The organism is Lysinibacillus sp. GbtcB16 (assembly GCF_019091145.1).
Taxonomy (GTDB): domain Bacteria; phylum Bacillota; class Bacilli; order Bacillales_A; family Planococcaceae; genus Lysinibacillus; species Lysinibacillus fusiformis.
Genome location: NZ_JAGXJV010000453.1, coordinates 1 through 267 on the forward strand (window position 1 = coordinate 1; position 267 = coordinate 267).

The 267-nt window shown below is 50.6% G+C and carries 1 protein-coding gene; it reads left to right on the forward strand.

Annotated features, from left to right (window positions below):
* The coding region (locus KVT27_RS24880) for an ABC transporter permease subunit (RefSeq protein ID WP_217582197.1) at positions 1-267 on the forward strand (267 nt) is incomplete at both ends.

The window sequence follows — 267 nt, forward strand, 5'->3', positions numbered from 1 at the left end:
TATGGTGCTGTTTACGCTAATCTTCAGTGCACCGCTAATACCGAACTACTTGCTGGTGAAGCAGCTGGGGCTTCTCAATACGCTCTGGGCATTAATGCTCCCCATGGCGATAAGTGCTTTCAACTTATTCGTAATGCGCTCGTTCTTCCTGAACCTTCCGGTCGAGCTGCTGGATTCAGCCAGAATGGATGGCTGCGGCGAGTTTCGCATCTTATGGAACATTGTTCTGCCGCTTTCCAAACCGGCTATGGCGACTATGGGCATCAT